This is a genomic window from Lentzea flava (genome assembly GCF_014648475.1).
GTDB classification, from domain to species: Bacteria; Actinomycetota; Actinomycetes; order Mycobacteriales; family Pseudonocardiaceae; genus Lentzea; species Lentzea flava.
This window is the reverse complement of record NZ_BMRE01000041.1, coordinates 25,848-51,852: the sequence shown is the minus strand read 5'-3', so window position 1 is coordinate 51,852 and position 26,005 is coordinate 25,848. Positions and strand designations below refer to the sequence as shown.

The 26,005-nt window shown below is 70.8% G+C and carries 21 protein-coding genes; 10 read left to right on the top strand and 11 right to left on the bottom strand.

Annotated elements, in window-relative coordinates; translation table 11 throughout:
- Window positions 1–6 precede the first annotated feature (6 nt).
- The gene (locus IEZ09_RS33715) at window positions 7–1,212 is read left to right on the top strand and encodes an FAD-dependent monooxygenase (protein ID WP_189257856.1); all 1,206 of its coding nucleotides are present in this window, start codon (window positions 7–9) and stop codon (window positions 1,210–1,212) included.
- Window positions 1,209–1,958, top strand: a complete 750-nt coding sequence (locus IEZ09_RS33710) for an NmrA family NAD(P)-binding protein (RefSeq protein WP_229813186.1) — start codon at window positions 1,209–1,211, stop codon at window positions 1,956–1,958. The genes IEZ09_RS33715 and IEZ09_RS33710 overlap by 4 nt, the downstream gene beginning before the upstream one ends.
- A gap of 161 nt (window positions 1,959–2,119) precedes the next feature.
- Here the strand turns inward: IEZ09_RS33710 and nudC are convergent, their stop codons facing one another.
- From nudC to IEZ09_RS33690, 4 genes are read right to left on the bottom strand one after another with little or no spacing between them, the layout of a single operon-like run.
- Window positions 2,120–3,076 (bottom strand): NAD(+) diphosphatase, encoded by a 957-nt coding sequence (gene nudC / locus IEZ09_RS33705; RefSeq protein ID WP_189257855.1) that lies wholly within the window; start codon window positions 3,074–3,076, stop codon window positions 2,120–2,122.
- Complete coding sequence (locus tag IEZ09_RS33700; protein WP_189257854.1) at window positions 3,073–4,461, bottom strand: M16 family metallopeptidase; 1,389 nt, start codon at window positions 4,459–4,461, stop codon at window positions 3,073–3,075. The genes nudC and IEZ09_RS33700 overlap by 4 nt, the downstream gene beginning before the upstream one ends.
- Window positions 4,458–5,741 (bottom strand): M16 family metallopeptidase, encoded by a 1,284-nt coding sequence (locus IEZ09_RS33695; RefSeq protein WP_189257853.1) that lies wholly within the window; start codon window positions 5,739–5,741, stop codon window positions 4,458–4,460. The genes IEZ09_RS33700 and IEZ09_RS33695 overlap by 4 nt, the downstream gene beginning before the upstream one ends.
- A 10-nt stretch (window positions 5,742–5,751) precedes the next feature.
- Window positions 5,752–7,377: a DUF2207 domain-containing protein gene (locus IEZ09_RS33690; RefSeq protein WP_189257852.1), complete on the bottom strand. Its 1,626-nt coding sequence runs from the start codon at window positions 7,375–7,377 to the stop codon at window positions 5,752–5,754.
- 207 nt (window positions 7,378–7,584) lie between these two features.
- Here IEZ09_RS33690 and IEZ09_RS33685 point away from each other — a divergent pair, with 207 nt between their 5' ends.
- The 3 genes from IEZ09_RS33685 (at window position 7,585) to IEZ09_RS33675 (ending at window position 10,987) form a co-directional block, all read left to right on the top strand.
- Window positions 7,585–8,700 (top strand): neutral zinc metallopeptidase, encoded by a 1,116-nt coding sequence (locus IEZ09_RS33685; protein ID WP_268247666.1) that lies wholly within the window; start codon window positions 7,585–7,587, stop codon window positions 8,698–8,700.
- Window positions 8,701–8,827: 127 nt separating this feature from the next.
- Window positions 8,828–10,069, top strand: a complete 1,242-nt coding sequence (locus tag IEZ09_RS33680; RefSeq protein WP_229813185.1) for a neutral zinc metallopeptidase — start codon at window positions 8,828–8,830, stop codon at window positions 10,067–10,069.
- Between the two features lie 18 nt (window positions 10,070–10,087).
- Window positions 10,088–10,987, top strand: a complete 900-nt coding sequence (locus tag IEZ09_RS33675) for a neutral zinc metallopeptidase (protein WP_189257851.1) — start codon at window positions 10,088–10,090, stop codon at window positions 10,985–10,987.
- On the opposite strand, the gene IEZ09_RS33670 is transcribed toward IEZ09_RS33675, so the two are convergent.
- The 3 genes from IEZ09_RS33670 to IEZ09_RS33660 are packed head-to-tail and all read right to left on the bottom strand — an operon-like array spanning window position 10,984 to window position 13,412.
- The gene (locus tag IEZ09_RS33670) at window positions 10,984–11,463 is read right to left on the bottom strand and encodes a hypothetical protein (protein ID WP_189257850.1); all 480 of its coding nucleotides are present in this window, start codon (window positions 11,461–11,463) and stop codon (window positions 10,984–10,986) included. The genes IEZ09_RS33675 and IEZ09_RS33670 overlap by 4 nt on opposite strands.
- Before the next feature lie 39 nt (window positions 11,464–11,502).
- The gene (locus tag IEZ09_RS33665) at window positions 11,503–12,747 is read right to left on the bottom strand and encodes a sensor histidine kinase (protein WP_189257849.1); all 1,245 of its coding nucleotides are present in this window, start codon (window positions 12,745–12,747) and stop codon (window positions 11,503–11,505) included.
- The gene (locus IEZ09_RS33660; protein ID WP_189257848.1) at window positions 12,744–13,412 is read right to left on the bottom strand and encodes a response regulator transcription factor; all 669 of its coding nucleotides are present in this window, start codon (window positions 13,410–13,412) and stop codon (window positions 12,744–12,746) included. Before IEZ09_RS33660 ends, IEZ09_RS33665 begins: the two co-directional genes overlap by 4 nt.
- An 80-nt stretch (window positions 13,413–13,492) precedes the next feature.
- Here IEZ09_RS33660 and IEZ09_RS33655 point away from each other — a divergent pair, with 80 nt between their 5' ends.
- Complete coding sequence (locus IEZ09_RS33655) at window positions 13,493–14,062, top strand: single stranded DNA-binding domain-containing protein (RefSeq protein WP_189257847.1); 570 nt, start codon at window positions 13,493–13,495, stop codon at window positions 14,060–14,062.
- A gap of 43 nt (window positions 14,063–14,105) precedes the next feature.
- The gene (locus IEZ09_RS33650; protein WP_189257846.1) at window positions 14,106–14,558 is read left to right on the top strand and encodes a hypothetical protein; all 453 of its coding nucleotides are present in this window, start codon (window positions 14,106–14,108) and stop codon (window positions 14,556–14,558) included.
- On the opposite strand, the gene IEZ09_RS33645 is transcribed toward IEZ09_RS33650, so the two are convergent.
- Together IEZ09_RS33645 and IEZ09_RS33640 are read right to left on the bottom strand one after the other, a co-directional pair.
- A complete protein-coding gene (locus IEZ09_RS33645) occupies window positions 14,530–15,570 on the bottom strand; it encodes a potassium channel family protein (RefSeq protein ID WP_189257845.1) in 1,041 nt (346 codons plus the stop codon). The two genes, IEZ09_RS33650 and IEZ09_RS33645, sit on opposite strands and share 29 nt — an antisense overlap.
- A complete protein-coding gene (locus IEZ09_RS33640) occupies window positions 15,567–16,991 on the bottom strand; it encodes a M20/M25/M40 family metallo-hydrolase (protein WP_229813184.1) in 1,425 nt (474 codons plus the stop codon). Before IEZ09_RS33640 ends, IEZ09_RS33645 begins: the two co-directional genes overlap by 4 nt.
- Before the next feature lie 62 nt (window positions 16,992–17,053).
- On the opposite strand from IEZ09_RS33640, the gene IEZ09_RS33635 reads away from it, so the two are divergent.
- Both IEZ09_RS33635 and IEZ09_RS33630 read left to right on the top strand, forming a co-directional pair.
- A complete protein-coding gene (locus IEZ09_RS33635; protein ID WP_189257843.1) occupies window positions 17,054–17,434 on the top strand; it encodes a DoxX family protein in 381 nt (126 codons plus the stop codon).
- A gap of 76 nt (window positions 17,435–17,510) precedes the next feature.
- Window positions 17,511–18,038 carry a hypothetical protein gene (locus IEZ09_RS33630; RefSeq protein ID WP_189257842.1) on the top strand — a complete coding sequence of 176 codons (528 nt, stop codon included), beginning with the start codon at window positions 17,511–17,513 and terminating at the stop codon, window positions 18,036–18,038.
- A 200-nt stretch (window positions 18,039–18,238) separates the two neighbouring features.
- Here IEZ09_RS33630 and IEZ09_RS33625 read toward each other — a convergent pair whose 3' ends face one another.
- Together IEZ09_RS33625 and IEZ09_RS33620 are read right to left on the bottom strand one after the other, a co-directional pair.
- Window positions 18,239–21,604, bottom strand: a complete 3,366-nt coding sequence (locus tag IEZ09_RS33625) for an ATP-dependent helicase (protein WP_189257841.1) — start codon at window positions 21,602–21,604, stop codon at window positions 18,239–18,241.
- 127 nt (window positions 21,605–21,731) lie between these two features.
- Window positions 21,732–24,869: an ATP-dependent helicase gene (locus IEZ09_RS33620; RefSeq protein WP_189257840.1), complete on the bottom strand. Its 3,138-nt coding sequence runs from the start codon at window positions 24,867–24,869 to the stop codon at window positions 21,732–21,734.
- A 174-nt stretch (window positions 24,870–25,043) separates the two neighbouring features.
- On the opposite strand from IEZ09_RS33620, the gene IEZ09_RS33615 reads away from it, so the two are divergent.
- On the top strand, window positions 25,044–25,991 hold the full coding sequence (locus IEZ09_RS33615) for a chitinase (protein WP_189257839.1): 948 nt from the start codon (window positions 25,044–25,046) through the stop codon (window positions 25,989–25,991).
- The last annotated feature ends 14 nt before the right edge of the window (window positions 25,992–26,005 follow it).

Genomic DNA, 26,005 nt, shown 5'->3' with positions numbered 1-26,005 from the left:
TTGAGCATGAAAACCTCTGGGGACGTCACCATCGTCGGCGCAGGCCCTGTCGGCCTCCTGCTCGCCACCGAACTCGCCCTTCAGGGCGTCCGCACCACCGTGCTCGAACGCCTCACCACCCAGGCCGACACGATCAAGGCTCAGATGATCAACGGCCGCACCTACCAGATGCTCGCCATGCGCGGCTTCGGTCCCGCCATCGACGCCGCGAGCGAAGCCGAGGCCGCAGGCCTCTCCTGGCGTCCCACCGGTGCCACCGGCCACTTCGCCGGACTGTTCAAACTGGACGGTCTGCCGCTCGTCATGCTCAGCCAGCAGAACCTGGAACGCATCCTCGAAGCCCGCGCCCTCGAACTCGGCGTCGAGATCCGCCGCGGCGTCGACGTCACCGACCTGGACTTCGGCACCGAGTACGTCGTCGGCTGCGACGGCGGCCGCAGCAGCGTCCGCAAGCTCGCCGGCTTCGACTTCCCCGGCACCGGCCCCAGCCTCACCGGCTACCAGGCGGTCGTCGACCTGGAGGGCGACCTCCCGTTCGGCTGGCAGCGCACCCCGACCGGCGTCCACGCCTTCGGCCCGCTCAAGGGCCGGATCATGCTGATGGAGTTCGACGGCCCGCCCGCCACCCGCGAGGTGAACCGCGAGATCCTCGAAGCCTCCCTGCGCCGGGTGAGCGGCCGCGACGTGCGCATCACCGCCGTTCACACCGCCACGGTCTGGACCGACAACACCCGCCAGGCCACCACCTACCGCAAGGGCAACGTCCTGCTCGCGGGCGACGCCGCCCACGTGCACTCGCCGTTCGGCGGTCAGGGTCTCAACCTGGGCCTGCAGGACGCGCTGAACCTCGGCTGGAAGCTCGCCACCGGCGACTCCTGCCTGATCGACACCTACACCACCGAACGCCACCCGGTCGCCGAACGCGTGCTGCGCAACACCATGGCCCAGGTGGCGCTGACCCGCCCCGACCCGCAGTCCCGCGAGCTGTACTCGCTGTTCAGCGACCTGCTCGACCTGCAGGAGGTCAAGTCCCGCATCTCCGCGATGATCCAGGGCACCGACATCCGCTACGACACGGGCTGCGACCACCCGCTGACCGGCACGTTCGTCCCCGGCCTCGACCTCTCCGACGGCAAGGGCACCAGCGTCGTGCTGGACGGCCACGAAGCCACCGTCCGCCCGGACGGCTACATCTCCAGGATCGGCAAGTGAAAATCGCAGTCACCGGCGCGACCGGTACCCAGGGCGGCGCCGTCGCCCGGCTCCTGACCGAACGCGGCCACGACGTCCGCCGCGTGACGAGAAATCCCAAGCATCCCAACGACGTCCACGGCGACTTCGACGACCCCGCATCGCTGGAGCGAGCGTTCGCAGGGGTCGACGGCGTCTTCCTCATGACTCCGCTCAGCGACCCCAACGAGGTGGCGCAGGGCAAAGCCGCGATCGACGCCGCCCGGCACGTGCCGCACGTCGTCTTCACCTCCGCCACCAACGCCGACCGCGGCACCGGCATCCCGCACTTCGACACCAAGGCGGAGATCGAGCGCCACCTGGCCGCGAACCATCCTCAGTGGACGGTGCTCGGCCCGGCCGCGTTCATGGGTGCCGAAGGGCCGGTGGCCCTGCCGATCCCACCGGACCTGAAGCTCTACGTCGTCGCGCCCGAGGACATCGCCGCGATGACGGTGCTGGCCTTCGAACAGCCGGAACGGTTCCGCAACCGCCGCATCGACATCGCGAGCGACCGCCTCACCGGTCCGGAGATGGCTGCCATCAGAGGCACGGAGTTCATCGAGATCCCGCTGGCCAAGGCCGAGCGGTACTCGGCGGACCTGGCCGCGATGTTCCGCCACCACACCGAGATCGGCCTCGACCTGGACATCGCCGCCCTGCACGCGGAGTTCCCCGAGGTCGGCTGGCACACCTACGCGGACTGGATCGCCACCCGGACGAGCTGATCGCGGTGCGTCGAGCGTGCGGTCGTCACGCGTCCTCGCCAGGATCACGGCCATGGCGCCGAGCACAACGTCCTGCCGCCGGCCAGCCCGGACTGGGGCGAGACCCGTCCGGATCACGCCCCGGTTCCCGGCTGGCAGCCTGGCGCTGACCCTGCTTCGGCTCAGCCGCTGTGGGCTGCTCCCGACCAGCTCTGCAGCATCCGGAACGCGATGGACGCCCCGCCGGCGAGCCCGAGGCCGGGAACGCTGCCGGGCACCTCGATCGCCTTGCGGACGTCGTCCCGCGACACCCACATGGCCTCGGCGATCTCACCGTCGGCGGGCACGAGCGGTTCGGCGGGGTCGGCCACGGCCTCGAACCCGATCATCAGCGACCGCGGGAACGGCCACGGCTGCGACCCCAGGTAGCGGACGTCCCGCACGGTCACGCCGACCTCTTCGAGCACCTCGCGCGCCACGCAGGCCTCCAGCGACTCGCCGGCCTCGACGAACCCGGCCAGCACCGAGAACCGGCCCTCCGGCCACTCGGGTCCGCGAGCCAGCAGCACCTGGTCCGCCCCGTCGTGGACGAGGCAGATCACCGCGGCGTCGGTGCGCGGGTACTCCTCGCGGCCGCAGCCGGAGCACACCGAGACCCAGCCGGACTTCTCCAGCCCGGTCGGCGAGCCGCACCTGGCGCAGAACTTGCCCAGCCGGTGCCACTGGAACAACGCCGCCGCGGTCGTGAAGAGGCCGGCCGACATGTCGTCCAGCGTCGCACCGGCCTGCCGCAGGTCGAGCCACTGCGGCTCCTCGGTCAGTTCCGGCAGGACCCACGAACGGCCGACCGGGACCTGCTCGCCCTCCTCGGCGGGCATCAGCACGGCGAAGTAGGCCACCCCGTCCTGCTCACCCAGCAGGACGGAGCCGAGCGGCGGCTGCTCGCCGAACTCCACGGCGGGCCGGTCGACCACGCGGGTGCCGTGCTCGGCGACGAGCGTGCGGCCGCGGGTGTCGACCACGATCATGCGAGCTTTCGGCCAGAGCGCGGCGATCCGCTCGGAATCGCCGCGCAACGGCTCGCTCCTGTCGATCGTGAACCTCGACAGCGCGGGCAGACCTACCAGGTCGAAACTCACTGGAACGAGACTCCACCCAGCGCGGCGAGCTTCGGCTTGAGCAGCTCGGCGTCACCGACCAGCACACCGGTGAAGTTGCCGGGAGCGAAGAACTCCAGTGCCGCCGCGGCGACCTGCTCCGGCGTGACCTTCTCCAGCCGGGCCGGGTGCTCGATCAGCCAGTCGATGCCCAGGCCGAGGCCGACGAGGTTCACCACGAACGAGGCCAGGCCGGACTGCGACGACGTCGTGGTCAGCAACGTGCCGATGGCGTACCGGCGCGCAACGTCCACTTCGGACTCCGACGGCGGCACCAGGCCGAGGCGCGCGAGCTCGTAGCGCGTCTCCAGCAGCGCGGCCGCCGTCACCTCCGACGCGGTGTCCGCGTCGATGAGCAGCGTGGCGCCGTGGATCGTGAACTCGGGGTGCGACCGCGCGCTGTAGGTGTAGCCCTTGTCCTCGCGGATGTTCTCGACCAGGCGGGACGAGAAGAACCCGCCGTAGACCAGGTTCGCGATCTGCAGCGCGGGGTAGCGCTCGTCGGTGCGCGGGATCGCCTGCGCGGCGAGGCGGATCTGCGACTGCACGGCACCGGCGCGGTGCACCAGCAGCACGTCACCACCCTTGACGGCCGGCAGCGGCGGCAGCTGGACCGCCTCGCCCTCGCCCTGCCACGCGCCCAGCGCCTCGCCGACCTGGGCCACGGCCTCGGCCGGCTCGACGTCGCCGACGATCACGAGCACCGAGCCGCGCGGCAGCAGCGCCTTGCGGTGCAACGCCACCACGTCGTCGCGGGTGACGGCGGCGACCTCGTCGGCCTCCGGCATCTCCTTGGCGTACGGGTGGTCGCCGTACAGCACCTTCTGCAGCGCCTCGCGGGCGATGACGTTCGGCTGCGAGCGGGCGATCGTGATGCGCTCGACCAGGCGGCCGCGCTCGCGCTCCAGCTCGTCGGCCGGGTAGGAGGCGTTGGTCAGCACGTCGCGCAGCACGTCGAGCACCGTGCCGAGACCGGTGGCGAGCGCGTTGCCGGTGATGCTCAGCCGCTCAGGGTCGACCACGGAGTCGAGCTCGCCGCCGACCAGCGCCAGCTCGGTGTCGATCTGCACGCGGGACCGCGAGGCAGTGCCGGTGAGCACGGTGTTCGCGAGCAGCTCTGCCTGGGCCGAGTGGTGCGAGCCGGTGCTCGACGTGGCCGGGTCCGCGAACGGGACGCGCAGCCGGACCTCGACCATCGGCACGGTGGCGCGCTTGACCGCGATGACACGCAGGCCGTTCGGCAGCACGGTGTCCACAGTGGACAGGTCAGCGGCCGCCTTCTGCACGCCCAGCTCGGGCAGTGGACGCGGGCCTACCGACGTGCGCCCGATCTCCTCAGCCGAACGATGGGTCTTCGCGGCGGTCACTGAGCTCCTCCGGTGGGCTTGACGAGAAGAAGGGCGCGGGCGTCGGGACGCAGCGCCTTGGCCGCGGCGGACACCTCGTCCACGGTCACCGAGGCGATCCGCTCGGGCAGTTCGTAGATCAGCTCGGCGCGGCCGAACAGCAGCTCCGCCGAGCCGAGGCCCAGCGTGCGGTTCGTGAGCCGGTCGTGCTCCTTGTGCATGGTCGACGCCCAGCGGGCGGTGACCTTCGCGAGCTCCTCGGCCGACGGCGGTTCCTGCGCGAGCTTCTGCAGCTCCTCGTCGATGGCCGCGACGACCTGGTCGGCGGAGACCTCGGCGGTGTGGATCGCGGTGATGCTGAACGTGTCCGGGTCGCGGGCCTCCAGCGGCCCGAACAGGCCGCAGCCCGCGTTCAGGTCGATCACGATGCCCTCGCGGTGCACCAGGCGCTGCTGCAGGCGCGAGCTGTCGCCGTCGGTCAGCACGCCCGCGAGCACCAGGTACGCGAGGTAGCCGTCGATGTCGGTGACCGGGTCCGGCACGCGGTAGCCGATCGCGATCGCGGGCAGCGGGGCGAGCGGGTCGCCGTGCTCGTGCCGCACCTCGCCCTGCGGCGCGGGCTCGGCGAACGAGGGACGCTCCGGCTTCGGCCGTGCGGGCACGTCGCCGAAGTGCTTCTCCACCAACGCCTTGGTGGTCTCGACGTCGAGGTCGCCCGCGACCGTCAGCACCGCGTTGGACGGCGAGTAGTAGGTGTCGAAGAACTCCGCGCAGTCGTCGACCGTGGCGCTCTCCAGGTCGACGAAGTCGCCGTAGCCGTTGTGCGCGTTGGCGAACGTCTTGAACAGCACCGGCGGCAGGAGGATCCAGGGGAACCCGCCGTACGGGCGGTTCAGCACGTTGAGCCGGATCTCCTCCTTCACCACGTCGATCTGGTTGCGGAGGTTCTCCTCGGTGAGCTTCGGCGCGCGCATGCGGTCCGCTTCGAGGAACAGCGCCCGCTCCAGCGCCGCGCTCGGCAGCACCTGGTAGTAGTCGGTGTAGTCCGGGTGCGTGGACCCGTTGAACGTGCCGCCCGACGACTGCACATGGCGGAAGTGGGCCAGCTTCTCCAGGCTTTCGCTGCCCTGGAACATCAGGTGCTCGAAGAGGTGCGCGAACCCGGTGCGCCCCTCCGGCTCGGAGCGGAAGCCGACGTCGTAGTGCACGCTGACGCCGACGACCGGTGCGCTGGCGTCGGGGGCGAGCACCACCCGCAGGCCGTTGGGCAACGTGAACCTGTGCAGTTCGGGTGAGGCCATGCCCGCAAGCCTACGGGTTCGGCGCCCGGAGCGATCGAAGGTGGCCCGCCTGGGCGAGCACGCCGTCCAGCGCTCCCAGGAACGCCGGGAAGCTGCGCCGGAAATCGGAGGCGTTGCCGTACCAATAGAGGTCCTGCTGACCGAACGCCGAGAGCCAGCGCTCGGTCTCGCCGAGCACCACCGCGTACGGCAGCGAACGGGAGAACACCAGCTCGCGGTCGGCCTCGGGAACGTCGTCCGGCGTCACGCCGTGCAGGTAGCCGCGCAGGCCGCGGACGTGCTCCAGCAGCTCGCTGCCGCGCTTGGTGCGGGCGGGCATCGACCGCGACCCGAACGCCAGGGCAACACCGCCGACGGCGACGGCGAGCCCGAACAGCGCGTTGCCGATCGTCAGCGCCAGCACGACGGTGCCGGCGAGGCCCAGCACGGCGATCACGATGCCGACCCACCAGAAGAGGCTGCGCTCGGCGTCCGGGCGGCGCACGAACCAGCGCTTCTCCACCACGTCCGCGTAGAGCCGGTCGCGGACCTGGGCGAGATCGATCCGGCGGCCGCGCAGCTCGGACACCGTCACCGCGTCGACGCCTTGCGGCAGAAGGGCTTCGTAGACGGCCTTCTCGTAGCCGGACAGCGAGTCGTCGGCCGGGTTGCGGCGCACGATCTGCCAGTCGTGGCCCTCGACCTCGGCGATCCACAGGTAGTTCCGGACGGCGAGGTCGATGACCGTCGCGGTCACGTCGACGACGTCCACGTGCTCGTCGACGACCGTGCCGACCTGGCCGGGCAGCACACCGTCGGGTGATGCGAACGCGACACGTCCGGCCTGGTCGCGCACCAGCACCGACACCGCGCGGACCTCTCCGGCGAGCGCCGCCGCGTCCCGGCCGCGCAGGTACCAGAGCAGGGCGACCCCGCCGAGCAGCAACACGAGCAGGCCGCCGAGCGCGGCACCGCTGACCGGCGTCAGGGCGAACGCGGCCGCGAGGCCGGACTGCTCGACCACGACGGCGTTCGGCGGCACGACACCCGCGGACAGTCCAATCGCGACATCGACGCGTTCGCCGGCGCCGAGCTTGATCTCCTGGGCCCGCACGCCCTTGCCGTCCGCGAGGTCGGCGCTGGTGCACGGCTGCGACGAGCCGATGGGGCCGGCGAGGCAGTTGACCGACGTCGGCGAGTCGGGTGCGGAGAACGAGACGGTGACCTTGTCGACCTCGGTGTCCCAGCCGCCCGCGACCTGCCAGCGGACCTCCAGCGCGTCACCGACGGGGGCGACCGCGCCGACGACCGTGTAGGTCAGCGTCGCCTGGCCGCCCTCGAACGTGGCGGAGAACTGGTCGTCGCCGACGCTCGCACTGCCCTTGCCCTCGACCTTGGCATCGGTGACCTGGTACTGGCGCTCCAGGCCGTTGCCCACCGCGAGTCGCAAGGGGACGGTCCGCTTCACCGTCTTGCCGTCCGGCACGTGGACGGTCTCGGTCACGGAGAGCCTGGCGTCGCGCTCCAGCTTCATCCGCACCTCGGTGCTGACCGTCCCGGGAAGCGGCTGCGCGAGTGCGCCAACAGCCGTGCCCGACGTCATGACTGCGGTCAGCGCGGCCGTGGCGAAGATCGCCACTCCCCAGTTCTTCAACACGGCTGCGGACAATAGCGGAGTCCTCATATGCTCCGGCGGACTTTCGAACAGACGCCATCTGGGGGATTTTCGGCGATGACGCAACCACCGCCACCGGGCAACTGGCCGCCACCACGCCCGGTAGGCCCACCGCCTGTGCCCGCACCACGGCAGTACGGGCCGCCGATGCCTCCCCGCCCTGTTCAGGGGCCTCCGCAGATGCGCCCGATGGGCCCGCCGCCCGGCCGTGCACCGTTGCCGCCACCAGGCCGCGCCCCGCTGCCGCCGCCGCGTCCCGTGATGCCGCCACCGCAACCGACCTGGGGCCCGCCGCCTCCCGGTGGTTTCGCGCCGCCGCCGTACCCGGTGATGCCACCGCGGCGCAAGAGCAGCAACGGCCCCATCCTGGCGCTGGTCCTGGGCGGTGTGGTGATCCTGGGGCTCGGCGCTGTCGGTGTGTTCGCGGCGTCGCTCAACAGCAAGGTGAAGGACGCGGGCTACTCGAACTACACGACGTACAGCCCGACCTACACCTACACGGCAACGACGACGACCACGACCACCACGACGACGACCACGCGCACCTCGTCGACGCGGACGTCCTCCACGCCGACGCAGCCGCCCGGCCCGAAGGCGGTCTACAAGCTCGCCGACCACCCGATCTTCGGCACCGGTGTCGGCGCGAACGACTTCGCCGCGTGCCCGTTGCCGAAGATGGAGTACAACCCGGCAGGTGAGGAACGGTTCCTCTCGGCCGCGCTGCCGTGCATCGAGAAGGCGTGGCAGCCGGCGATGAAGGCGGCCAACCTCCCGTACCAGCCGGCCGAGCTGCAGGTGTTCTCCGGCACCGTGAAGTCGCCGTGCGGCTCGCGGCGCAACGACGAGACGGCGATGTACTGCCAGGGAGTCATCTACTGGCCGGCCAACTTCTACGCCACCCAGGCCGGCGCGACGGTCCGGCATCCCGGCGTGTACCTCGGCCAGCTCAGCCACGAGTACGGCCACCACATCCAGTGGCTTGCGGGCTTCCTGCGCGCCGTCGGCGAGGCCCAGTACGACGCGGGCGGCTGGGACACCAGGCAGGGTCTCGAGCTCAACCGCAGGATGGAACTCCAGGCCACCTGCATCGGCGGCATGACGCTGGCCCCGTTCTCGCACAAGAACGTCGTGCCGATGGACGTCGTGAACACCGGTCTGCAGGATGCGGGCATACGCGGCGACTACAACCGCACGCCAGACCACGGCAGCGCGCCGAACAACCAGCGTTGGGTGATGCACGGCCACAAGCAGAACGACATCAAGGCCTGCAACACCTGGGCGGCGAGTTCCGCGGACGTCTCGTGAACCGATCCCCCGGCCCGCGCGTCTGAAGAACGTGGACGGGACGCGTTAGCCCGGTCGGGGGACGAACGATCTCGCTCCGCATATGCTCGTACCCGACCCAGGCTCACCAATGGGGGGACCGCAGGCGATGACGCAACCACTCGGTGGTCCTGGCAACTGGCCACCGCCACGCCCGGTAGGCCCGCCGCCGATGCCCGCACCGCTCGGGCAGCGTCCGCCTCAAGGTCCCCCACCTCAGTACGGCATGCCGCCGCAGGGCCCGCCGATGGGCCCGCCACCCGGCCAGTACGGCCCTCCGCCGCCCCCGCCGGGCCAGGTCATGCCGCCGCCGCACCCGTCGTGGGGTCCGCCGCCCGGTGGCTTCCAGCCCGGTTACGCGCCGTATCCGGGCATGCCACCGCGGAAGAAGAGCACCGGCCCGATCGTGGCTCTGATCCTCGGCGGCGTGGTGATCCTCGGCCTGGGCGCGGTCGGCGTGTTCGCCGCGACCCTGAACAGCAAGGTGAAGGAGGCGGGCAACTCGAACTACACGACCTACAGCCCGACCTTCACCTACACGACCACCACGGAGACCACGACCTCGACGACGACCCCATCGCGTCCGTCGGCCTCCCGCACCCCGTCGACGTCCGCCACGCCCGCGGGCCCGAAGGCCGTCTACGCGCTGGCCGACCACCCGTTCCTGAAGCCGAACTTCGGCGCGAACACGATCTCCGGCTGCCCGCTCCCGGCGATGGACTACTCCCCCGCGGGCCAGGACCGCTTCCTGCGCGCCGCGCTGCCGTGCATCGAGAGCATGTGGAAGCCTGCGCTGCAGGCGGCCAACCTCCCGTACCAGCCCGTTGAGCTGCACATCATCACCGAGACCGCGCAGTACCCGTGCGGCACGGTCCGCCCGGACTCCACCGCGCGGTACTGCCAGGGCGGCATCTACTGGACGGCCAACGCCTACGCCGCGGAACGCAACCCGAACAACCCGAACCACCCCGGCAAGTACCTCGGCCAGCTGGCCCACGAGTACGGCCACCACATCCAGTGGCTCACCGGAATGCTCAAAGCGTCGGACCGCGCGCAGTACGACGCGGGAGGGTGGGATACTCCGAAGGGCCTCGACCTGAACCGCCGGATGGAGCTGCAGGCCACCTGCTTCGGAGGGATGACCCTGGCACCGCTGTCGCACGGCGCGATTCCGATCGACGTGATCAGGGTCGGCCTGACCGACGCGGGCAACCGGGGCGACTACGACATCTATCCGACGAAGGACCACGGCACACCGGAGAACAACGCGGCTTGGGTGGACCGGGGCTACCGCAGCAACAAGGCCTCGGAGTGCAACACCTGGGCCGCCGACGCGGGCTCAGTCTCCTAGAACCCGGAAGGGGCGAACGTGACCCAACCAGCCAAGAACAACCCGATCGTGCTCGGGGCCGTGTTCCTGCTGGTGGTCGCCTTCGTCCTCGGAATCGGTCAACTGAGCCGCCCCAGACTGGTGACCGGTCACGCCCTGGCGGGTTCCCGCCCTGCCACGTCCCCGTCGAGCCCGCCGGAGCCCTCGACCCCGGTCCGTCCCCGAGCGGTCTACCGCCTGGCGGACCACCCGTTCCTGGTGACACCGGCGTCGCTGCAGGCGGTGACCTGCCAGCTGCCGGCGTTCGGCGTCTCGGACCAGCAGCTGGCCGCCTACTACACCGCGGGCGTCGAGTGCCTGGACGCCGCCTGGGGCCCGGTGCTGACCGCGGCCAACCTCCCGTTCGAGAAGCCGTCGCTGGACGCCTCGCCCGACCTCAAGGACGGCCCGTGCGGCGCCGCCCCGGAGTCCGACCACGCCGTCGCGTACTACTGCGGCCGCAACCGCACCATCTACATGCCCACGGCCCGCCTGCGCGACAACGGCGGCGGCGACGCCCCGGCAACGCACCTGGCCACCCTCTCCCACGAGTACGGCCACCACGTCCAGGCCCTCTCCGGCCTCCTGCGGGCGGCTGACCTGAAGATCACCGACGCGGGCGAGAAGACCCCGGCCGGCCTCGAGATGTCGCGCCGGATCGAGCTGCAGGCCAACTGCTTCGCCGGCATGTTCCTCGCCGGCGTCGCGGGCAAGGGCTCCGTGACACCGGCGCTGGCCCGCCAGGCGCAGGAGGACTTCAAGTACGCCGTCGAGGAGAAGCCGGAGAACAACGCCCACGGCTCGGCCGCGAACCAGGCCACCTGGGCGACCACGGGCTTCAAGACCAACTCGACGGCGGCCTGCAACACCTTCGCCGCCCCGGCCGCCCAGGTCTCCTAACGCAACCGCGCCCGCTCGTCGACGTGCCGGGTGGGCTTGCCGAGGAACAGCTTCAGGTCGCTGACCGGCCCGTACGCCAGGTTCAGCGTGGTCAGCTCGTAGTTGTAGGCACCATCGCGCGGCCGCTGCCACCGGTGGTTGAGCTGCCACCGCAGCCACTCGCCGCGCGCGAGCCGCACCGGTGAAGGCCGGTTCCACCGCCGCGGTGCCGCGTGCATGGTGTCCTGCAGCTGCACGGCCAGCACGTCGTCGGATTCCAGGAGGCTCAGGCGGAGGCGGTCGATCGAGTCGCTCTCCTTCGACCACACCGGCTCGAAGTCGCACCACTCGAGCTGGATCACCTCGTGCACGGCAGGGCGCCCGTGCGGCAACGCGAACGCCTCCGGCACGGCGTTGCGCCGCGCCGCCTCGGCCCCTCCGCGTGAAGCCTTGGTCCACTCGGTCCGCACCCACTGCACCACGACGTCGACGTCCACCCCGGCAGGGAAGCAAAACCGCGGGAGCGACGCGACTGGTTATGCGGGCGTCACCGCCAGAACGACCCGGAACACGGCCCCGGACTCGGACGGCTCACAGGTCAGTTCCCCGCCGTGAGCCCGGACCACCCCACGAGCGATCGCCAGCCCGAGCCCCGACCCGCCGGACCGCCGATCCCTGGCGTCGTCCAGCCGGACCAGCCGGTCGAAGATCCGCTCCCGTTCGGACTCCGGCACGCCGGGCCCGTTGTCGGACACCGTGAACCCGGTCTGGTCGACCCGGATCCGCACCGTCCCCTGAGGACCGGTGGCCTGCCTGGCGTTGTCCACCAGGTTCGCGAGCACCTGCGCCAGCCGCTGCCCGTCCCCGATCACGGTCACCGGGAACCCTTCGGCGGCGATGTCGAAGTCCGGTGCCACGTACCGGGTCCTGGCCACCTCGGCCTCGGCCAGTCCCAGCAGGTCCACGGCTTCGCGCTGCATCTCGTACCCCGCGTCGAGCTGCGCGAGGGCCAGCAGGTCGTCCACCAGCCGCCCTGCCCGCCTGGCCTCCCTGACCAGCAGGAACGACATCTGGTCGCGGTCAGGCGAGTCGACCGGCGCCTGCACCAGGGCCTCCGCCACGGCCTGCACGCCGGTGATGGGCGTGCGCAGTTCGTGAGCGGCATCGGCGACGAACCGCCTGGTCCGTTGCTCGGACCCCTCCAGCGAGTCCAGCATCCCGTCGAACGCGGCGGCGGCCCTGCCCAGCTCGGTGTCCGTGCGGGAGGGGTTCAACCGGCCGCCCCGATGCCCGGCGGCGATGGCCTGGGCCAGCGAGGTCATGGCGTCGAGAGGTGCCAGCGCCCGCCGGACGACCCAGATCATCAGCACCCCGGTGACCACGATGGCCCCGAGCCCCAGCATGATCAGCAGCTTGCGCAGCCGGACCTGTGCCTGCGAGATGGCCTCGGTGTCGGCGTAGAAGGTGAACTTGGCGGCCCCGAAGTTCCGGTTCTTGCGCGCGAACTGCCCTTCTTCCGGCACGTCCCCGAACCGGTTCCCGTTGGGCAGCTCCACGGTGACGTGGATGTTCCGCTTGCTCAGCTGCCGGACGACGTCCCGCGGCGGAACGCCCTTCAGCAGCAACGCACCCGCACGGTTCTCGGCGTCGCGCAGAACGAGGTCGACGTCCCGGTTGGACTGCCCCTGGAAGGTCCGGTCGACGGCGATGACCAACGCGACCAGCACCAACAGGACCGAAACGGCAACCCGCCGCCGCAGGGAGACCGTGCGCAGGTTCATTCGTCGGCCCGCAACACGTACCCCAGCCCGCGCACGGTGTGCACCAGCCGTGGCCCGTGCTCTTCGAGCTTGCGCCGCACCGCGCTGATGTGGACCTCGACGAGGTTGGGGTCGTAGTCCTCGTAGCCCCACACGGCGGTGAGGATCTGCGTCTTGGACACCACCCGCCCGCGCTGCGCCGCCAGGTACACCAGCAGCCGCAGCTCGGTGGCGGTCAGCTCGATGGTCTGGTCGGCCCGCATGACCACGCCGGCGTCGGCGTCGACGACCAGGTCCCCGACCTGCACGGTGGACGGCGTCCGCCCGAGCCGCCGCAACACCGCCGACACCCGTGCGACGAGCTCGGCCAGCACGAACGGCTTGCCGACGTAGTCGTCCGCCCCGCCGGACAGGCCGCGCAACCGGTCGGGAACCCCGTCCCTGGCGGTCAGCATGACCACCCCGGCCCCTGACGACCTCCGGATGACCTCGAGCAGCGCGAAGCCGTCGCGACCGGGCAGCATCACGTCGAGCACGACCAGGTCGGGCCGGAAGCGGCCGAGATCGGCCTCGAGCTGACGCCCGTCCAGCCGGTGCTGCACCTCGTACCCGGACTCGCGCAACGCGGACGACACCGCGGCGCCGATCGCCTCGGCGTCCTCGATCACCAACACCCTGGCGGACACCTCCTCATTCTGCTGATCATCCGGACTTCGGGCGACTCGCCTTCAGCTCACGCTCAGAATGCGCGCGCACCCTGAGCCACATGTCGAAGAAATCTGCGTGGGCCGGCGCGATCGTCGCGGCCGTCGGGCTCACCGTCGGCGGCATCGCGGTCGCGGCAGCGGCCGACAACCCCGATGGCCCGCCCGCGGCGTTCGCGGAACGCCACCCCGGCGGTCCAGGCAAGCCGGGCCGCCCGGACAAGGTGAAGCTGAAGGACAGCACTCTCGTCGTCGGCCGGGTGAAATCCGTCGAGTCTGGCAAACTCACGATCATCAAGGACGACGGCAGCGAGGTGTCGTTGACCACTGACGGCTCGACGAAGCTGCGTGGCGGCGACCTGGGCGGGCTCAAGGCCGAGCAGCGCGTGACCGTGCGCGTGAAGGACGGCAAGGCGCTGAACGTGGCGCTCGCCAAGGCCCACGAGCAGGGCACGATCAAGGACGTCAACGGCAACAACGCGACGTTGATCCAGCTGGACGGCCTGCAGACGCCGCTCGACCTGTCGGGAGTGAGCGAGAAGCCGAAGAACGGCGACCTCGTCGCGGTGACCGGTTCGGTGTCCGACGGCAAGACCATCAAGGTCGAGCAGCTGCGTCAGCTGCCGAAGTAAACCTGGGCTCCACGCGGACCGCCGCGTCTGCGAACATCGCAGTGTGGCGGTTCCGCGTAGCCCGGACAGATGGGTGTTCATCCTGCTGGTCGTCGGACTGGTCGGGATCGGGGTCGCGATCGCCCTTCTGGTGCCGTTGAAGGTGCTCGGCGCCGGGGAACCGGTAAGACGCGTCTCCGCGACCGTCGTCGAGTCCGGCTCGTGCGGCCAGGGCATGGACACCGTCGAATGGGACGCGGACGGCACGAAGAAGCAGGCCAAGCTCGACGGCTGCGGCCACCGCAAGGGCGAGACGCTGGAGGTCGTGATGACGGGCGGTGACACCGTCCAGTCGGCGGCATCGGTCCCGGTCGGCCCGCCGGTCTCGAGCCGCCTCACCGCGCTGCTGCTGTGCATGGCGGCGCTGGCGGGCGGCTTCTACGCGTTCCTCTTCCGCTACGCGCCCCTGCGAGCGCCCGCGGTCCTGCCTACTCGCCGGCAGGAGTCACTTTCTTGACGTAGAGCAGCCGGTCACCCGGCTCGATCGCGTCGGCTTCCGGAGCATCGACCCGGTAGAGCGTCTTGCCCCGGACCACGCCGAGCACGATGTCCGACAGGTGCCGCGGCGACCCGCCGACCTCGCCCGGCTCGACGTCGCGTTCGGCGATCGCGAGGCCCGCGTCCGGCGTGAGCAGGTCCTCCACCATCGCGACCACGGACGGCGTCGCGGTGGCCATGCCGAGCAGGCGGCCCGCCGTCTCCGACGACACGACCACCGAGTCGGCGCCGGACTGCTTGAGCAGGTGCTCGTTCTCCCGTTCCCGCACCGACGCCACGATCTGCGCCTTCGGGGCGAGCTCGCGGGCGGTCAACGTCACCAGCACCGCCGTGTCGTCCCGGTTCGGCGCAACGACGATCGCGCGCGCTCGGGCCGCACCGGCGACCCTCAGCACGTCGTTGCGCGTACCGGAACCATGCACGGTCACGAGTCCGATGGCGGACGCGGCGTCGAGCGCTTCCTGCACGGTGTCCACGACGACGATCGAGCCGGGCTCGACACCGTCACCGAGCAGTGCCGCGACGGCCGACCGTCCCTTGGTGCCATAACCGACGACCACGACGTGGTCCCGCACGACCCGCCTCCACTTCTGAATGCGCAACGCCTGACGGGAGCGCTCGGTGAGAACTTCGAGTGTCGTGCCGACCAGCACGATCAGGAACAGGACCCGCAACGGCGTGATGACCAGGACGTTGATCAGCCGCGCTGACGACGACGCGGGCGTGATGTCGCCGTAGCCCGTCGTCGAGAGAGACACCGTCGCGTAGTAGAACGCGTCGAGCAACGAGACGCCGTCCTCGTTGACGTCGCGATAGCCGTCGCGGTCGAGGTAGACGATCAGCACCGCGAGCAGCAGCGCGGCCGAAGCCCCGATCACGCGCTTGACGATGGCACGGACCGGGCTCTGCGCCTGGTCCGGCATCTTGATCACGCCGACGAGCGAGTGCGACGCTTCGTCAGTCAGGCTCATCGAGTCAACCTCTTCGCGATCTTTGCTTGGGGAAGCATTCGCCACAGGTGAGCCGCCGCCTCCGCACCTTTGAGGAGCAGCGGTACAACGACGCGTTCGTTCGGCGCGTGCACGCGATCATCCGGCAAGGTCGCTCCGAGGTAGACGAGGGGCACCCCGAGCCACGCCTGCAGCACCGCGGCGGGCCCGGACCCACCGGCCCGCGCGAACCGCACGGGCCGGTCGAAGGCCAGTTCCATCGCCTCCTTCACCGTCGCGTTGGCCGGGTCGTCGGGGCTGATCGCGTACGGCGGCACCCCGTCGCCGCGGAAGCTCACCTCGGCCCTGATGCCCGGCGGCGTGTGCTTGGCGACGAACTCCCTGAGCTGGTCCGCGACCTTCTCCGGCAGCTGGTCGGGCACGAGCCGGAAGCTGAGCTTCGCGGTCGCGGTGGCCGGGATGATCGTCTTCAGGCCGGGGCCGGTGTAGCCGCTGCTGATGCCGTTGATCTCGGCGGTGGGCCGCACCCAGATCCGTTCGAGCGTCGTGTAGCCGGGTTCGCCCGCGGTCGCCTGCGCACCACCCCCGTTGTGCGCCAACCACTTCTGCTCGTCGAACGGCAGCTCCACGTAGTCCTGTCGCTCCTTTGTGGACGGTTCGCGGACGTCGTCGTAGAAGCCCCGCAGCTGGATCCGGCCTTCCTCGTCGTGCAGCGCGGCGATCAGTTTCGCCAATGCCGTCGCGGGGTTCGGAATCGCGCCGCCGGCCCGCCCGGAATGCACGTCGTCGGTACCGCCGAAGAACGTGATCTCACCGCCGAGAACACCGCGCTGGCCGGTGTTGACGGTGGGCGCATCGCGTTCGTGCAACGCGGTGTCGGTGAACACCACAAGATCACAGGCGAGCTGCTGCCGGTGGTCTTCGAGCAGCTTTCGCAGATGCGGAGAACCCGATTCCTCCTCACCCTCGATGAAGAGTTTCAGCGTGACGCTCGGCGCATTCTGTCCGGTTGCCGCCAGATGTGCTTTCACCGCGAGCAGGTGCATCGCAACCTGCCCCTTGTCGTCGCTCGCACCCCGGCCGTACAACTCGTCGCCGCTGGTCACGGGCTCGAACGGCGGATGGTGCCACCGCTCGACCGGATCGACCGGCTGAACGTCGTGGTGCCCGTAGACGAGCACGGTCGGAGCCCCCGGATCCGCCGCGGGCCAGCAGGCGTAGACGGCGGGAAGCGCCGGCCCGTCGTCCCAGATCTCGATCTCCGGCCAGCCGTCCTCCCTGAGCTGCCCGGCCAGCCACTCGGCGGATCTCCGCACGTCATCGCGGTGTTCAGGGTCGACGCCGATCGACGGGATCTTGATCCACTCGCGGAGCCCGGCAACGAAGGATTCGCTCAGCGCGGCAACCGCAGCGCGTTCGGGATGATGAGAATCACCTGCCACGCCCGTGGAGAATAGGCCAGCCCCACCTCGCCTACGCGGCGTAGGCATGACAGGGTGACCGCATGGAACCGAACCGTTCCCGAGCGCGATCGGCGCTGGCGCTCGCCGCACTGCTCGGCCTGGCCGGAATCACCCACTTCACCAGGCCGAAGTACTACGACGCGATCGTCCCGCGCGCCCTGCCCGGCACCCCGCGGCAGTGGACCTACGCGTCGGGCGCGGCCGAACTGGCCCTGGCCACGGCGGTGGCAGCACCCCGCACCCGCCGCCTGGGCGGTCTCGCCGCCGCGGCGTTCTTCGTGGCGGTGTTCCCGGCAAACGTGAAAATGGCTCTGGATTTCCGCTCCAAGTCGCCAAAGGCGCGCGCACTGGCGTATGGTCGCCTGCCACTGCAGATCCCACTCGTCGCTTGGGCCTGGAAAGTGGCCAAAGCGGCCCCATGACCACCCTGGGTAATCCTTAACCAAGAACCCCGCAAACGCTGTCATTTTTCGCGCGAGGAACCCTAGGATGCGCCCTGTGCAAACGCTTCTTCAGCGCGCCGCAACAGCGCTCGGCTGGGACGGAGTCGTCGTTCCCGACGTCGCCGTGCTCGGCCAGCAGGTGTCCGCGGTGGTGCGTTTGCTGCCCGAGGTCCACGAGTGGCGCACCCAGAACGGCTGGCCACCCCGCGCCGACCCGTCCTGGTTCCGCTCCTGGTTCGAGCCGGCGGCCCACGACCGCCTGCCCGTAGCCGCCGTCGAACTCGTCGGCGTGCTGGTCAGCGAGTCCACCACGGACCGCGCCCTGCAGTCGTGCGGCACCCTGCTCACCCTGGCACCGTGCGCGGTGCTGCTGCCCCGCTCCGACGAGTCGCAGGCCTGGTCGTACATCGAGCTCGACTACTACGGCATCGGCGTCGTGGTCGCGGACGACTCCGCCGCCGACATGATGGTGCCGCCGGAGGACCGCTCCCCCGAGTTCGGGCCGTCGCTCTTCGGACGGTGGCTGCTTGAGGTGCTGTACGAGCGGGTGCTCAAGGCCTCGCACGCACCGGCCAGCACCTGAGCCGCCGCACACCTCAGCCGCCCGGCACTTGAGCCGCCGCTGCCCCCCGCGCGCTTCCTTGTCACGCAACGATTGAAACGCATTTCCGGTTCCCGGCTTGTCCACAGGTTATCCCGTAACGCATCACCGCAGGTCAAAGCCCCGCAACCTGTGGACAACTCGCGATCATGGCCACAACCGACCGACCGCCACGCTCCCCATCACGGCCCCACCGACCTGATCAGGTCCTTCAGGCCCTGCTCGTCCAGCAGATCGGCCGGCCGCAACGTGTGGTCGTGGCGCACGTAGTGGAACGCGGCCCGGACCCGTTCCAACGGCTCCCCCACCAGCGCCGCCCAGGCCAGCCGGTACGCCGCCAGCTGCACCGAGAGCGCGGGCAGCGCGTCGGCGTCCGGGACCGCGCCGGTCTTCCAGTCCACGACGGTCCAGCCGTCCGGGTCCTGGTAGACGGCGTCCATCCGGCCGCGCACCGAGATGCCGTCGAACTCCGCCTCGAAGGGGACCTCGACGTCGTGCGGGGTGCGGTCCGCCCAGGCGCTGGCGAGGAACGCCTCCTTCAGGCGTTCCAGGTCGGCGTCCGGGGAGGCGTCGGCGTCGCCTGCGCCCGGCAGTTCGTCGATGTCGAGCAGGCGGGTGGCGCCGAAGCGGTTTTCCAGCCACGTGTGGAAGGCCGTGCCTCTGCGCGCCAGCGGGTTCGGGGGGAACGGCAGTGGGCGGCGCAGGCGGCGGGCCAGGAGGTCCGGGTCCTTGGCCAGTTCGACCAGTTGGCTCACGGAGAGGTGGTCGGGCAGTTCGACCTGTTCGCGGCGGGTCATCGATGCCGCGCGTTCGGCCAGCAGCACGTCCACGTCCTTGGCCCAGCCCTCCGGGTCGTCCTCCTCCGGCATTTCCGGGTCGTCGGGCACCACGTCGTCCGGGAGCGGTTCGGGCTCGGGTGGGAAGTCGTCGTCCGGTGGCTCGTCGGGGGGCGGGTAGTCCTCGTCTTCGATCGCGACAGCGGGTTCTTCCGGCGCGGTGAAGATCAGCGGCAGCGGTTCTGGCGGGGCGTTGCGCAGGTCGTCGAGGGCGGCCAGGACCATCTTGGCGCCCTCGACCACGGCGTCGCGGCGCTTGCCCAGGGGATCGGCCGGCCACTGCGACGTCTTCACGTCTTCGGCGAGGGGGTTCGGGGTGTCGGGGTCCGGCTCGTCCGCCCACACGCTGATGTCGCCCGGTGGGTTTTCGCGCTGCAGGACCTCGTGCATCTCCTGCAGGAACACCGACGGGCCCTTGGGCTTGTCGCCTGCCTCCGCCCACCAGTGGCCCGACATGAGCAGGCTGTGCTCGGCGCGGGTGACGCCGACGTAGAAGAGCCTGCGTTCCTCGACCAGGCGGCGGTCTTCGAATTCCTCGGCGTGGATCGTCAGCGCCTCGTCGACCTCCTTGCGGTTGAAGCCGGCCGAGAGTCGCAGCTGGGGCAGGTCCTGCGCGTCACCGCGAAGATCCGCCGGCAGTTCGGTGACGGACTTCAGCCAGCAGGAGGACTTCTTGCGGCCGGGGAAGACGTCCTTGACCAGGTGCGGCAGCGCGACGATCCGCCACTCCAGGCCCTTGGCCGAGTGCACGGTCAGGATCTGCACGCGGTCCTCGGACACCTCGACCTCGCCGGGCTCCAAGCCGTCCTCGGCGTGCTCGGCCGCGTAGAGGTAGTCGAGCAACGACGACAGCGTCGCCGACGGACTGGCCGCCGCGAAGTCCGTGACCACGTCGGAGAACGCGTCGAGGTGCGCCCGGCCCACCATGCCCGGCCGCGACATGGCCTCGATGTCGAGCAGCAACGTGCGTTCGACGTCCGCGACCAGCTCGGGCAGCGGCTGGTCCAGCCTGCGCCGCAACGCGGCCAGCTCGCCGCCCAGCCTTCTGATGCGCCGGTAGCCGTCCGGCGAGTAGGCGTCCGGATCACCGGGATCGTCCAGCGCGTCGGCCAGACCCGCCTGCTCGGCGTGCTCGCCGGGCAGGGCGTCGGCCAGCACGAGCAGCGGGTCGTCCACAACGGACTGTCTGCTTTGGACTCCCGCCAGCTCGCGCGCACGGCTCCACAACGCCGCCAGGTCGCGCGCGGCCAGCCGCCACCGCGACCCGGTCAGCAGGCGCGCGGCCGCCGTTCCCGCCAACGGGTCCACGAGCACCCTCAGCGCCGACACCAGGTCTCGCACCTCGGGCTCGTCGAGCAGACCGCCGAGGCCCACGACCTCGACCGGCAGCCCGCGTTCCCTGAGCGCGGCCGCGATCGCCGCCATGTCCGACCGCCGCCGCACCAGGACAGCGGCCGTCGGCGGCACGCCTTCGGTGTCGAGGTGCGCTTCCCATTGCGCCGCAACGTTGTCCGCCATCCAGTCCAGCTCCTGGCGGATGTCCGCGTGCAACGCGAGCCGGACGTCGCCCGGCCCGGCACCGGGGCGCGCTCGCAGCTCCTCGACGTCCAGCCCCGCCTCGCGCAGCGGCAACGACACCGCGTTCGCCAGCTCCAGGACCTCCGGCGGGTTGCGGAAACTGGTCAGCAGCCCGAACTTCCTGGTGGGCGGGAAGTCGTCCGCGAACCGCGGCAGGTTCGCCGCCGACGCACCGCGCCAGCCGTAGATCGCCTGCGCCGGGTCGCCCACCGACGTGACGGGCATCGGCTTGCCCTCACCGAACAACGACCGCAGCAGCACGCGCTGCGCATGCCCGGTGTCCTGGTACTCGTCCAGCAGCACCGCGCCGTACCGCTCGCGCTCGCCCTCCGCGACCTCCTTGAACTGCGCGAGCTGCGCGGCCAGCGACATCTGGTCCGCGAAGTCGAGTGCCGCCTCCTTCCGCTTGCGCAGCTGGTACGCCTCCAGCAGCGGCAAAAGCGCTACCCGCAGCCGTTGCGCCCGGATGACCTCCTTCAGCTTCTCCGGCAGTGCGTCCCGCTGGCCTTTGGCTCTCGGGGCGTTCTCGATGAGCGCGCAGAGCTTGTCCGCGTGGTTCTGCAGCGCTTCCGGCGTGACGAGGTGCTCGCCGAGCTCACCGGCCAGCGCCAGCAGGTAACCGGTGATCGTCGCCGGCACCTTGTCGGTGTCGAGGTCCTTGGCCCACGTCGACACCACGCGGTGCGCGAGCTGCCACGACGCGGTCTCGGTGAGCAGCCGCACTCCCGGCTCGACCGGCAGCCGCAAACCGTGCTCGGACACCAGGCGCCCTGCGTACGCGTGGTACGTCAGCACCACGGGCTCGCCGGTCAGGACGGCCATCTTGCGCTCGCCGCTCGGGTCGAGCTCGTCGAGCAGCGAAGATCCGGCCAGCCTGCGCAGCCGCGCACGCACGCGGTCCGCGAGTTGCCGCGCGGCCTTGCGGGTGAAGGTCAGACCCAGGACCCGGTCGGGCAGCACGATGCCGTTCGCGACCAGCCAGACGACGCGCGCGGCCATCGTCTCGGTCTTGCCCGCGCCCGCACCGGCCACGACCAGGGCGGGCTGGGCCGGCGCCGCGATGACCTCGGCCTGCTCGGGGGTCGGTTTGTTGAGCCCGAGCGCCTCGGCGATCTCGAAAGGACTGACCGTCATCGGACGACCAGTCCACACGTGACGTCGCACCGCACGTCGCGCGGGGCGACGGGCCGGTCATCAGTCCTGAACAACGTCACCAGCACATCTTCCTACCCGGGCTGTGCGCGTCCGCACCACCCAGGCCCTACTCGCTCACCTGTCGCCCTGACGGGTGGACCGGGCACGTCGTGCGGGCAGGGCAGCGGTCGCAGTCCGCGTTCTCCCGCGCTGTGTAGTTCGGGCCCAGCACCGACTCCGCCGCTCCCTGGACGACCTCCAGCCACGCGCGGACGCCCTGCTCGTCGAGCGGGGCCTGGGTGCGTTCCACCGCACCGGTCTTCTTGTCCTCCTTGGCGACGTAGAGCAGGCGCGCCCCACCCGGTTCGGTGCCCAGGCCGATGTGGGTGAAGCCGCCCAGCGACGTGGCCAGCTGGTAGACGGCCAGCTGGGGGTGCTCCTGCGAGGCCTCGCGGGAGACCGGGCTCTTGCCCGTCTTGATGTCGATGACGACCGGGCGGCCGTCCTCGTCGTGTTCGAGGCGGTCGACCCGGCCGCGGACCTGCAGCCACGGCCCGCCGTCGCGTTTGGGCACCTCCACGACCATCTCTTCTTCCACCGCGACCTGGGTCAGCTGGCTGCGGCTCATGGTCAGCCAGGCGAGGAACGTGTCGAGCATGCGTTCCACGCGCAGGCGTTCGCGGCGGGAGAACCACGGGGCGCCCGCGTCGACGGCGGCCCAGGCCTCGTCCAGCTTCACGCGGAGCTGGGCCGCGTCGGCGCCGGACGCGGCGGCCTGGGCCAGCGCGTGGACCAGGGTGCCCGTCACGGACGCCAGTTCGGCCGGATCCTGGCCTCCGTGCCGTTCGACGACCCAGCGCAGCGGGCACTTCGTGATCACCTCGATGGTCGACGGTGTCACGCTGACCTTCTGCTCTTCCGTCCACAGTGGAGCTTCGGTCGACACGTCGACCAGGCCGTACCAGGACTCCGGGTGCGCGCCGGGCACGCCAGCCTCGGCCAGGCGCGCCAGTTGGACGGCCGCGCGGGAACGGCGCGCCGGGTCCTCCGAGTCCGAACACACCACGCGGCGGAGCTCGCCCACCAGCTCGCCCAGCACCAGACCGCGCTGCGGGCGGTGCAGTTTGCGTTCCTCCTCGGCGGACGACTCGATCTCGTCGAGGAAGCGCGACGGCTGTTCGTCCTCTCCCCGGACAGCGCTGATCAGCAGTTTCGACCGGGCACGGGACGCGGCCACCAGCAGCAGGCGGCGTTCCTCCGCCAGGATCGGCGCCACGGCCGACACCGACGGTTCGAGGCCGGCCAGAACGTCCACCATGCGTTCGACGCCGAGCACCGTGCCGCGCAGGCGCAGGTCGGGCCAGCTGCCCTCCTGAACGCCCGGGACGGCGACGACCTCCCACTCGCGCCCCGCGGCGGAGTGCGCCGTCAGGATGGACACCGCCTCACCGGTGGGCGCCGAGGCGGCCAGCGTGTCGCCGACGATCCGCTGCGATTCCAGGTAGTCCGCGAACCCCGCCACGCCAGAACCCGGCAGCCGGTCGACGTACTTCGCGGCCGCCTCGAACAGGGCGACGATCGCGTCGAGGTCGCGGTCGGCCTGCATGCCCGGCATGCCCCGGCGGGCCGACTGGGCGACCCAGCGGTCCTGCAGGCCCGTCGCCGTCCAGAGCTCCCACAGGACGACCTCGACCGACTTGCCCGCCTCGATCGCCTTGCGCGCCAACGCGAGCAGGTGCGAGATCCGCCGCGCGGGCAACGACTCCACGTCCTCCAGCGCGGCCAGCCGGTCGGCGGTCTCCAGCACCTCCACCAGGAGCTCACCGCTGGGACGGTCGCCGCCCGCGGCCATCTCCAGGCGCCGCAGGCCACGTCGCAACCTCCGCAGCGCCAACGGATCTGCCCCGCCGTACGCGGACGACAGCAGCATCGCGGCCGTGTCCTCGTCCAGCGAACCCGGCACGGCCGCGGCACGGATCAACGCCAGCAGCGGGCGCACCGAAGGCTGCTGCGCCAACGGCAACTCGTCCGACGGCACGGCCACCGGCACCCCCGCCGCCAGCAGAGCCCGTTGCAGCACCGGCAAGGACAGCGTCGCCGACCGCACGACCACGGCCATCTGCGACCACGGCACCTCGTCGGCCAGGTGGGAACGCCGCAGCTGGTCCGCCACCCACGTCGCCTCCTGCGCGGACGACGCGAGCAGCCGCACCTGCACGGAACCCTCGCCGTCGGCGGGCAGCACCGACCGCGTGGGAGACGCTCCCGGCAGGCGGGAAGCCAGCCGCGCCACCGCGTCCCGGATCTCCGGCATCATCCGGAACGACCTCGGCAACACCACCGTCTCGCCCGGCACGTCCCGCAGGATCTCCGGATCGGCACCGCGGAACGTGAAGATCGCCTGGTCCGGATCGCCCGCCAGGACGAACCGCTGGGCACCCGAGCCCAGCGAGCTGATCAGCGAGTACTGCATCGGGTCGAGGTGCTGCGCGTCGTCGACCAGCAGGTACCGCACCCGGCGCCGTTCCGCCAGCAGCAGGTCCTCGTCGTTCACGAACGCCGCGTACGCCGACGACACCAGCTCGGCGGCGTCGTAGGCAGGGGCGTACGCCGTCGCGGAGTCCATGCCGGACAGCAGGTTCACCGACTCGTACTGCTGACCGAAGAGACCGGCCGCCACCCACTCGTCCCGCCTGTGCTCCTCGCCGAGCTCGATCAGGTCCTCCGGCCCCAGGCCCCGCTCGGCCGCGCGCAGCAGCAGATCGCGCAGCTCGTGCGCGAACCCCGGCAGCTCCAGCGCGGGACGCAACCGCTCCGGCCAGTTCAGCGCGCCCAGCTCCACGTCACCGGCGAGCAGCTCGCGCACCATCGCGTCCTGGTCGGGGCCCGACAACAACCGCGGCGGCGGCTCGCCCAGCAGCACCGCCTGGTTGCGCAGCACGGCGAACGCGTACGAGTGCACCGTCCGCACCAGCGGCTCGCGGATCGTCGAGAGCCGCCCGGTGAGCAACCGCGTGATGTGCGCGCGCAACGCCACGGACGCGCGCCGGTTCGCGGTCAGCACCAGCACGTTCTCCGGTGAGGCCCCCTCCTCCAGCACGACGTGCGCCGCCAGCTCGGCGAGCAGCGTCGTCTTCCCCGTGCCCGGACCACCCAGCACCCGCAGGAAGCCGGAGTGCGAGAAGACGCGCTGGACAGCCGGATCCCACCGGGGACGCGGGCGCGTCTCCGGCTTCCGGCGGACCAGCTGGGGTGCGAGTGCCACGTTCCGATTTCACCACGCTGCACCGACAAGATCAGTCACGCCCGCCGGACGGAGCACGGACGGATTTGGTCTACCTTCTTGACAGAGAGATGTGGTCTAGTCCATTTTTGAACACGTTGTGAGCCCCCTCACTGCCAGCTCCGCCGCCCTGGACCGAGCAGTCTTGGAGGACTGATGAAGCGGTTCCTCGTCGGCGCTGTCGCTGCCGCGTGCGCGACGATGCTTCTGCCCACGGCCGCGCAGGCCGCCGTGAACCCGGTGCTCGCGGCCCCCTACCTCTACCAGTGGGGCGGCGCGCCGAACCCGCAGACGGTGATGCAGCAGACCGGCATCAAGGCCTTCACCCTCGCGTTCATCCTGAGCGACGGCACCTGCAACCCGAAGTGGGACGGCAACCGCTCGCTGACCGGCTCGGACGCCACCCTGATCAGCAACATCCGCGCGGCAGGCGGCGACGCGGTGCCGTCGATCGGCGGCTGGTCCGGCAACAAGCTCGGCCAGTTCTGCACGTCGGCCAGCGCACTCGCGGGCGCCTACCAGAAGGTGATCAACGCCTACCAGCTCAAGGCGATCGACATCGACATCGAGGCCGCCGAGTTCGAGAACAACACGACGCAGGACCGCGTGCTCGGCGCGCTGAAGATCATCAAGCAGAACAACCCCGGTGTGAAGACGGTCATCACCATGCCGACCGACCGCACCGGCCCGAACTCCTGGGGCAAGCGCCTGATCACCCGCGCCAAGGAGCTCGGCGCGCCGATCGACACGTGGGCGGTCATGCCGTTCGACTGGGGCAGCGGCGGCGACATGTTCGCCTACACCAAGAGCGCGGTCGACGGCCTGAAGAACCACGTGAAGTCCACGTTCGGGCTCACCGACGACGCGGCGTACCGGCGCAGCGGCCTGTCGTCGATGAACGGCAAGACCGACACCGGCGAGACCGTCACCCCGCAGAACTTCCGCGACATCGTGACGTGGGCGAACTCCAAGCACCTGTCCCGCGTGTCGTTCTGGGCCGTGAACCGCGACCGCGGCAACTGCGGCGCGATGAGCTCCTCGTGCAGCGGCATCAACCAGCAGACCTACGAGTTCACCAAGGCGCTGGCGAAGTTCACCGGCTGATCGAGAACTCCTCC